This is a genomic window from Streptomyces sp. KLMMK, assembly GCF_036961605.1.
GTDB classification, from domain to species: domain Bacteria; phylum Actinomycetota; class Actinomycetes; order Streptomycetales; family Streptomycetaceae; genus Streptomyces; species Streptomyces telluris.
Map to the genome: position 1 here is coordinate 1 of NZ_JBAMDC010000669.1, position 1997 is coordinate 1997.

Annotated in this window: 1 protein-coding gene; it reads left to right on the plus strand. The window is 71.6% G+C overall.

Features of this window, described 5'->3' with window-relative positions; all coding sequences use genetic code 11:
- On the plus strand, window positions 1-1997 hold a 1997-nt coding region (locus V7793_RS36945; protein ID WP_336014058.1), incomplete at both ends, for an Rne/Rng family ribonuclease.

A 1997-nucleotide genomic window follows, 5' to 3' on the forward strand; every position in this document is an offset into this window, starting at 1 on the left:
GGCCGTCGCCGTCGCCGCGGTGAGGCCGCGGAGGCCGAGGGCGAGTTCGAGGACGAGCAGGCCGCCGAGGCCGAGGAGGCCGAGGCCCGCGAGGAGGAGGCCGAAGAGGCCGAGGAGGGCGAGGGCAGCTCCAGCAGCCGTCGCCGCCGTCGCCGTCGCCGCCGCAGCGGCGAGGCCATCGACACCGAGCCGGGTGCGGACGAGCCCGAGCGCACGGTCGTCAAGGTCCGCGAGCCGCGCAAGCGCGAGGAGCGCGAGCCGGGCACCGGCTTCGACGAGGTGCAGTCCATCAAGGGCTCGACCCGCATGGAGGCGAAGAAGCAGCGCCGCCGTGAGGGCCGCGAGCAGGGCCGCCGCCGCGTGCCGATCATCACGGAGGCCGAGTTCCTGGCCCGCCGCGAGGCCGTCGAGCGGGTGATGGTCGTCCGCCAGAGCGGCGAGCGCACCCAGATCGGCGTGCTGGAGGACAACGTCCTCGTCGAGCACTTCGTCAACAAGGAGCAGGCCACCAGCTACGTCGGCAACGTCTACCTGGGCAAGGTCCAGAACGTGCTGCCGTCGATGGAGGCCGCCTTCGTCGACATCGGCAAGGGCCGCAACGCCGTCCTCTACGCCGGCGAGGTCAACTTCGAGGCGCTCGGCATGGGCAACGGCCCGCGCCGCATCGAGACCGCGCTGAAGTCCGGCCAGTCCGTGCTCGTCCAGGTCACCAAGGACCCGATCGGCCACAAGGGCGCGCGCCTGACCAGCCAGGTCTCCCTCCCGGGCCGCTACCTCGTGTATGTGCCCGAGGGCTCGATGACCGGCATCAGCCGCAAGCTGCCCGACACCGAGCGCGCGCGTCTGAAGACCATCCTCAAGAAGATCGTCCCCGAGGACGCGGGCGTGATCGTGCGCACCGCCGCCGAGGGTGCGAGCGAGGACGAGCTGCGCCGTGACGTCGAGCGTCTGCAGGCGCAGTGGGAGGACATCCAGAAGAAGGCGAAGCAGATCTCGACGAGCTCGCCGAGCCTGCTCTACGGCGAGCCGGACATGACCGTCCGTGTCGTCCGCGACATCTTCAACGAGGACTTCTCCAAGGTCATCGTCAGTGGTGACCAGGCCTGGGAGACCATCCACGGCTACGTCTCGCACGTCGCGCCCGACCTGGCCGACCGCCTGCAGAAGTGGACGTCGGACGTCGACGTCTTCGCCACGTACCGGATCGACGAGCAGCTGATGAAGGCGCTGGACCGCAAGGTCTGGCTGCCGAGCGGCGGCTCCCTGGTGATCGACCGGACCGAGGCGATGGTCGTCGTCGACGTCAACACCGGCAAGTTCACCGGCCAGGGCGGCAACCTGGAGGAGACGGTCACCAGGAACAACCTGGAGGCGGCCGAGGAGATCGTGCGCCAGCTGCGGCTGCGCGACCTCGGCGGCATCATCGTGATCGACTTCATCGACATGGTGCTGGAGTCCAACCGGGACCTGGTGCTGCGGCGCCTGCTGGAGTGCCTGGGCCGGGACCGTACGAAGCACCAGGTCGCCGAGGTGACCTCGCTGGGCCTGGTCCAGATGACCCGCAAGCGGGTGGGCCAGGGCCTGCTGGAGTCCTTCTCCGAGGGCTGTGTGCACTGCAACGGCCGCGGCGTGATCGTCCACATGGACCAGCCGGCGTCCGTCGGCGGCGGTGGCGGTGGCGGTAAGCGCGGCAAGAAGAAGGGCAAGGGCGCGGGCGGCGCGGCCGAGCACGAGCACGTGCACGAGGCGGCTCCGGCCGCCGAGGAGGCCCCCTCGATCGCGGAGGCCCCCGCGGCCGCCGCCGTCGAGCCGGCCCCCGAGGCGCCCGAGCTGGAGCCGGTGGCCGTCACCGAGGCGCAGCTGCAGCCGTCGATCGGCGGCGACGAGGAGTGGTTCGGCAGCGCCGCGGAAGCGGAGGCCGCCGTCTCCTCCAAGCGTGGCCGTACGCGCCGCCGGGCGACCCGCAAGGCGTCCGCTCCGGCGGGTGCGCCGCGGGC